Source organism: Kitasatospora sp. NPDC089913 (assembly GCF_044748625.1).
Taxonomy (GTDB): domain Bacteria; phylum Actinomycetota; class Actinomycetes; order Streptomycetales; family Streptomycetaceae; genus Kitasatospora.
In genome coordinates, this window is sequence record NZ_JBIVGI010000002.1 from 500,435 (window position 1) to 507,059 (window position 6,625).

A 6,625-nucleotide genomic window follows, 5' to 3' on the forward strand; every position below is an offset into this window, starting at 1 on the left:
CTGAGTCCGATCCGGGCCGCACCACCCTTTCCCGACTTCCCACGTCATCGTCGAGCGGTGTTCTGCGAGGGGAATATTCTGCATGCCCGGCGACAGGCTGAAGGACCTCCGTCCGCGACCACGAGTCCTGATGATCGGATTTGCCGGGCATCAAGGAAAAGAGTACCTGCCGATCATGCGGGAGAGTGCCGATATCGTCGGCGGCGTCGACTCCGCCCCGCCCGCCCTGCCGCTCGCCGGCGAATGGGGATTCCCGTACTACGAGAACCTCGACGACGCCCTGAAATCGGTCGACTTCGACGCCGCGGTGGTCACCGTGCCGCACGGCGAGCACTTCCCGGTCTGCGCGAGGCTGCTCGCGCACGGCAGGCACGTCATCAAGGAGAAGCCGTTCGCGGTCACCGAGCCGGAAGCGCGCCACCTGATCCGTCTCGCGCAGCAGGCCGACCGCAGCGTCTTCACACTGCTGCAGCGCAACTTCGACCCGGTGTTCCGGTTCGCCCGGGAGAACCTCGCGCGGATCGGGGAGCCCTACTGGTTCTCCTACGACTACCACTTCAACCTGGCGCGTCCGACCACGGGTTGGCGCGCCAGCTGGGAGCAGGCGCGGGGTGGCGTGCTCCTCGACATGGGCTACCACCTCGTCGATGTGCTCAGCGGAATGTTCCCCGAAGCCCCCCGGGTGCACTCCGCCTTCGTGCACCAGTACCGGGAGACCCGGGACCGCGGGCTGGAGGATCTGGTCGGTCTCATGTGCAGCTACCCCTCGAGGGGGCTGGAGGGCTCACTGCGCATCTCGCGCCACAGCCTCGCGAAGACCGAACACCTCTGTGTGCTCGGTTCGGAGGGCGCGTTGAACGTCGCCCCCGGAGCCGCCACCCTGCACGCCGTCGGAGGGGCGCAGCTGGAACGCTGCGCCCCGGAAGGATCCAGGACCGACATCACGCGCTCCATGATCGCCCACTACCTGGAACGCCTGGAGGACCGCGACTACCGCCGGGACCACCTCCTGCGTCAACTCGCCACCGTCCGCACGATCGACGGAATCTACCGGGACCGATCGGGCGGTTCGAGCGAACTCGCCCACCGATGCGCCTGACCCACCCCGCGAAGACCGGAGGAGAACACATGAGCGCCGACGAACGGCTCGCCCTTCTCGGAGGCACACCCGCCGTCCCGCAGCCACGGCCGCACGAGGTGTGGCCGCCCCCCGCGGACGCGGCGGAGCTGTCCGAACTGGCCGCGCAGCGCAACACCGACATCTCCATCAAGGGCAACAGCGGCCCCATCGGCCGGCTCGAGGCCGACTTCCTCGCCTTCCTCGACGGCGGCGCCCGCTACGCGGTCACCTTCAACTCCGGTACCAGCGCGCTCCTCGCCGCCTACTTCGCCCTCGGTGTGCGCGAGGGGGTGGACGTCGTGGGACCGGCGCTCACCTACCACGCCGCACTGAGCCCCGTCTTCGCGCTCCGCGGCGACGTGGTTCTCGCCGACATCGACCCCGACACCCGCGGCCTGGACCCCGAGGCGCTCCGGTCCGCGCTGACCGAGCACACCAAGGTCGTCACCGTGGTCCACCAGTGGGGCCACCCCTGCGAGATGGACGCGATCCTGTCGATCGCCGAGCAGTACGGGCTGCGCGTCCTGGAGGACTGCTCGCACGCGCACGGCAGCCGCTACAAGGGCCGGCCCGTCGGCACCTTCGGCGACGCCGCCGTCTTCTCCCTCCAGGCCAACAAGGCCGTCTACGCCGGGGAGGGCGGCATCCTCGTCACCAGCGACCCCGGGGTCCAGGACCGCGCCACCCTGCTCGGGCACTACCGGGACCGCTCCCGGGACTCCGTCCTCGACGAGGACCTGCGGGCCCACTGGGTCACGGGCTTCGGACTCAAGCTGCGGATGTCACCGTTCAACGCCATCGTCGCCCGGCACGCCCTCGCCGCCTTCCCCGCACGCAAGGAGGCCCGGCACCGGTGCCTGCGGCACCTCGGCGAGCAACTCGCCGACGTGGCGTACCTGGAGCGGGTCCAGGTCGCCGACCACGTCGACATGGGCGCCTGGTACGGCTACAAGCCGCTCTACCGGCCCCAGGCGCTGGGGGGCGTTCCGCGTGCCGTGCTCATCGAGGCGCTGCGCGCCGAGGGCATGGAGGTCGGCGCCCCCTCCGGCCCCCGGCTGTCGACCCTGCCGCTCTACGCCCGCCCCGAGAACCCCCTCTTCCCGGGAGTCCCGAAGAAGGCCGCCGCGCCGGGGGCCGGCTCGCGGGCCGAGCACGTCGAGCGGCACGCGCTCTCGCTGCCGACCTTCACCTCCTGGCCCGACGACAAGGTGCTGATCGACCAGTACGCCGAGGCGTTCCGCAAGATCGGCCGTCACCGCGAGGCGCTGGTCCGGTACGCCGCCGAGCTGCCCCGATGACCGGGACCGCCCCGACGACCCGGACCGCCCCGACGACCGGGACCGCAGCACCGAAGAGGGAGTGCGCATGACCGTCGAGGAGTCGCCGGAGGACGTGGCGAGGGCGCTGCAGCACGCTCTCGCCGGTGACGACCTGCCGGACACCTTCACCCTGCTGGGACGGGAATGGAGCCTGCACCGGGGTGTCTGGCCCAGCACGCTGAGCGCGGCCACCGAGGTGATGGCCTCGGTGGTGCCCTATCCCCGGGACGGCTCGTTCCTGGAGGTCGGCTGCGGCACGGGCGTCATCGCCGTCACCGCCGCACTCAGCGGCTGTGCCTCCGTCACCGCGCTGGACATCAACGAGAAGGCCGTGGCCAATACCGTCGCCAACGCCGAGCGGCACGGTGTGGGCGACCGGGTCCGTGCCCTCCACAGCGACCTGTACGCGGCGCTCGACCCCCTGAGCCGCTTCGACACGATCTTCTGGAACGTGCCCTGGACCTATGTGGAGGACGGCTTCGCCCTCTCCAGCGACATCCACTCCGCCGTCTTCGACCCGGGCTACCGGGGCCAGGCCCGCTACCTCGCCGGGGCGCACCGGCACCTGACCGACGGCGGCCGGCTGCTGCTGGGCACCGCCCACCTCGGGGACCGCGAACGGCTCGACGTGCTCGCCGGCGGAGCCGGCCTGCGGATCGACCTGCTGCGCAAGGTCCGCCGGATCGAGGAAGTGGGCGTCATGGAGTACCACCTGCTCGAACTGCGAACGAGGTGATCCGGTGACGCCGCCCGTGCCGCCGAAGGACGACCTCGAGCTGGCCCTCCGTCTGGGCGACCTCGCCGACGGGCTCACCGTCCGCCGCTTCCACGCGCTCGACCTGCGGGTCCGGGAGAAGCCGGACCGCACACCCGTGACCGACGCGGACACCGCCGTCGAGAGGGCCGTCCGCGAGGAGCTGCGATCCGCCCGCCCCGACGACGCCTTCGCCGGGGAGGAGACCGGCGGCTCCGTCTCGTCCGGGCGCACCTGGCTGGTCGACCCCATCGACGGCACCAAGAACTTCCTGCGCGGCGTACCGGTCTGGGCCACACTGATCGCGCTCCTGGAGGACGGCCGGCCCATCGTGGGCGTGATCAGCGCGCCCGCCCTGCACAGCCGCTGGTGGGCGGCGGCGGACCGGGGCGCCTGGCTGCGCCGGGGACCGGCCGGCACCGCCCCCGCGCGTCTGGGGGTCTCCGGGCGCTCCCGCCTCGACCAGGCGTACCTCTCCACCACCAGCACCCGCACCTGGGACGTCTTCCACTCGCGGGCGGCCTATCTGCGCCTGGCCGAGTCCTGCTGGGAGGACCGTGCCTTCGGCGACTTCCTCCAGCACTGCATGGTCGCCGAGGGAACGCTCGACATCGCGGCCGAACCGGTCGTCAACCCCTGGGACATCGCCGCGGTACAGGTGCTCGTGGAGGAGGCCGGCGGCCTCTGCACCGATCTCCTGGGCGCCTCGCCCCGGAGCGGCACCGGCGCCCTGTCCGCCAACCCGCGGTTGCACCGGCTCGCCCTGGCGGCCCTCTCGGCGCCGCCCGCGGCACCCGGGCCGCCCGGACCCTGAGCCCGCCCCGAACCGTCGGACGCGGCACCCACCGAGAAACGGACCATCATGCTGATTCTTTCCCTCAAGGAAGGCCATGACGGGGCGATCGCGGCCGTCGAGGACGGCAGGCTGCTCTTCTCCCTGGAGGCGGAGAAGGACTCGTTCCTCCGCTACAGCAATCCGACCGCCGAACTGTTCGCGACGGCGGCGGAGCGGCTGGACCGGCAGCCCGACGTCGTCGCCGTGAGCGGCTGGATCAAGGGCACCCAGTGCACCGACCAGCCCTCGCGCGCCGGGTACTTCGGTGTGGGCGCGTCCGCGATCACGGACGAGCCCGGCCGGTTCTTCGGCAAGGCCGTGCGGGTCTTCTCGTCCACCCATGAGCGCTCCCACATCATGACGTCCTACGGCATGTCGGCGCTCCGCCGGGACCAGCCGTTCTACAGCCTGGTGTGGGAGGGGAACATCGGCTCGTTCTACCGGATCGACGAGCACGGGAAGGTGACCCACCTCAAGGAGGTGCTCAACTACCCGGGCAACAAGTACTCCTACGGCTTCGCGCTCGCCGACCCGAGGTTCAGCCCGCACCAGGAGTTCGTCCGGTTCCAGGACGCGGGCAAGCAGATGGCCCTGGCCGGATTCGCCGAGAACCGGCCGCCGACCCGGGCGGAGCAGGAGGTCGTCGACTTCGTCCTCGGCCAGAAGGAGGTCATCACCGGGAGCCTGAAGGACCGGATGACCGATTCCCCCTTCCACAACGTCGGGGTGGAGTCGAGCGCGTACAAGAACCTGGCGGCCCGGCTCTCGGACGCCATCTTCGACCGCTTCCACGCGTACGCCCGGGAGCACCTGACCGAGGGATTCCCGCTGCTCGTCTCCGGCGGCTGCGGGCTCAACTGCGAGTGGAACCGACGCTGGCGCGAGTGCGGGCTCTTCCCGGCGGTCTTCGTGCCGCCGTGTCCCAACGACAGCGGCTCCGCGATCGGCACCGCCATCGACGCCCAGCACTTCTACACCGGGTCGGCCGGCCTGGAGTGGGACGTCTACGCGGGCGGCGAATTCGTGGAGGACGTCGGGTTCGACCCGCGGCGCTACGAGATCCGCCCGCTGGACCACGGCGAGGTCGCCCGCCACCTCCGCGACGGGAGCATCATCGGCTGGGCGCGGGGCCGCTGGGAGATCGGCCCCCGCGCGCTCGGGAACCGGTCCATCCTGGCCGCCCCCTTCACCGCGGAGACCACGGCCAGGCTCAACAGGATCAAACAGCGCGAGAGCTACCGCCCGATCGCCCCGATCTGCCTGGAGCAGGACGCGGGCCGCTGGTTCGGCGGGGGGCTCCCCGACCCCTACATGCTGTACTTCAGCCAGGTCGAGTCCGCCGACCTGCGTGCGGTCACCCACGTCGACGGAACGGCCCGCACCCAGACCGTCGACCCGGCCGCGAACCCGGCCATGGGTGAACTGCTGACCGCGTTCGGCGCACTGACCGGATTCAGCGTCCTCTGCAACACCTCGCTCAACTACTCGGGACGCGGGTTCATCAACCGGAGCAGCGACCTGATCGCCTACGGCGAGCTGCACGGACTGGACGGGTACGTCGTGAACGACGTCTTCGTCACACCGCGACGCTAGGGGTCGCGTCCGCGAAGCCGCAGCGGCCCCGGTCGGGGCCAGGAGCGGGCGAGGAACGAGCGAGGAACGAGCGAGGAACGAGCGAGGAGCGGGCAAGGAGCGGGCAAGGAGCGGGCGAACGGGCCGGACAGGGCCCGGCGAGGTCGGGGCGCGGGTGGGGCCGGAGACTCATGTTCCTGGGACAGGGGCGGGAGGAGGGTGGAGGTACAGCGCCCGCCGGATCGGAGCGGGCCAGGACGGTCACGAGGTGTCACCATGAGTAGTGATTCCGTTACCAACGCGCCCGCTCTGCTCGTCGCCGTGCACGCCCAGGTGAGTGACGGCGTTCCCGGCGAGCTGCTGGCCCACGGGTTCATGACCAGCCGGGCGACCGTGCTGGTCCCGGATCCGCCCCGGGAGCTGGCGAGCCCGTGGCACAGATACATCCTCCGAATATCCCGGTCACCGGGGCACGACGGCACCACCGAGGTGCTGCCCGTCGCCGGCATCAGCCTGGCGGCGGTCCACGGGGACGGGATCAGCACGGCGGCCGCCATGCTGACACTGATCTGGCCGACCCGGTTCGAGGTCCCCACCGTGACCTCCACACCGGAGCGGGTCGCCGGGCTCCTGGTCCGCCACCACGGCGACCAGTGGGCGGTCTACGCCGAACTCGGCCTCCGGGTGGTGCGTCCGGCGCGGAAGGCCGGCCCCGCCGACGAGTGGTGGCTCGGCCCGGACTTCGCCAAGGACGTCCACGGCTCGGTCGAGGACTACAGCTGCGGCACCTGCGGCAGCAGCCCCAACTGCTGCCGACGCCCCGGCCCGGAGTCCGCGGCCCCGGCCACCGAAGCGGCCTGACCCGACCGTGGGGTGGTCCCGATGATCACAACCGCAGCACAGGAGCGGCGGGGGGGGGGGGGCGGGCCCCCCCCCCCCCCCCCCCCCCCCCCCCCCGGGCGGGGGGCCGGGGGGGGGGGGGCCCGGGCCCCGCCCCCCCGCCGGGGATTTAAGGGCGCGCGCGC

General features: G+C 71.8%; 6 protein-coding genes. All 6 read left to right on the forward strand.

What is annotated here, in order from left to right; translation table 11 throughout:
- The first annotated feature begins 130 nt into the window (after nucleotides 1–130).
- The 6 genes from ACIPYS_RS06180 to ACIPYS_RS06205 all read left to right on the forward strand — a co-directional run bounded on the left by ACIPYS_RS06180 (nucleotide 131) and on the right by ACIPYS_RS06205 (nucleotide 6,461).
- Nucleotides 131–1,099: a Gfo/Idh/MocA family protein gene (locus ACIPYS_RS06180; RefSeq protein WP_400743745.1), complete on the forward strand. Its 969-nt coding sequence runs from the start codon at nucleotides 131–133 to the stop codon at nucleotides 1,097–1,099.
- Nucleotides 1,100–1,128: 29 nt separating this feature from the next.
- Nucleotides 1,129–2,418, forward strand: coding sequence for a DegT/DnrJ/EryC1/StrS family aminotransferase (locus ACIPYS_RS06185; protein ID WP_400743748.1), 1,290 nt, complete (start codon nucleotides 1,129–1,131; stop codon nucleotides 2,416–2,418).
- A 67-nt stretch (nucleotides 2,419–2,485) separates the two neighbouring features.
- Complete coding sequence (locus ACIPYS_RS06190) at nucleotides 2,486–3,175, forward strand: methyltransferase (protein WP_400743750.1); 690 nt, start codon at nucleotides 2,486–2,488, stop codon at nucleotides 3,173–3,175.
- Nucleotides 3,176–3,179: 4 nt separating this feature from the next.
- Nucleotides 3,180–4,007, forward strand: coding sequence for a histidinol-phosphatase (hisN, locus tag ACIPYS_RS06195; protein WP_400743753.1), 828 nt, complete (start codon nucleotides 3,180–3,182; stop codon nucleotides 4,005–4,007).
- A 48-nt stretch (nucleotides 4,008–4,055) separates the two neighbouring features.
- Nucleotides 4,056–5,621, forward strand: a complete 1,566-nt coding sequence (locus tag ACIPYS_RS06200) for a carbamoyltransferase C-terminal domain-containing protein (RefSeq protein WP_400743755.1) — start codon at nucleotides 4,056–4,058, stop codon at nucleotides 5,619–5,621.
- A 255-nt stretch (nucleotides 5,622–5,876) separates the two neighbouring features.
- Entirely contained in the window at nucleotides 5,877–6,461 is a 585-nt protein-coding gene (locus ACIPYS_RS06205; protein WP_159425082.1) for a hypothetical protein, read from the forward strand.
- The last annotated feature ends 164 nt before the right edge of the window (nucleotides 6,462–6,625 follow it).